Below are 253 nucleotides of genomic sequence, written 5' to 3' on the forward strand. Positions count from 1 at the left end.
GTATCTGCCCATCTTCGAAATGATCGAGGACGACGTCCTGGCGATGGAGCGACGGTCGCTGCACGATTTCCTCGGGCCAGAAGAGGTGGCGCGAATCTTCGAACTAAGGTCCGAACTCACGCGGTTCCAGCGCACGCTCGGGGCTATGGCCGAGCTGGTGCGAAAGCTCGTTCGCGGCCACTTTCCCTGCATCAGCGCCGAAATGACACCATATTTCCACGACGTCGCGGACCATGTCCACCGCGTGCAGTCC

Annotated in this window: 1 pseudogene; it reads left to right on the forward strand. The window is 60.9% G+C overall.

The window, feature by feature from the left end:
- Nucleotides 1–253: pseudogene (locus tag AAEZ09_RS28780) on the forward strand (hypothetical protein); the annotation flags it as partial.

It is taken from the genome of Pseudomonas sp. 65/3-MNA-CIBAN-0223, from assembly GCF_040310425.1.
GTDB classification, from domain to species: Bacteria; Pseudomonadota; Gammaproteobacteria; order Pseudomonadales; family Pseudomonadaceae; genus Aquipseudomonas; species Aquipseudomonas gregormendelii.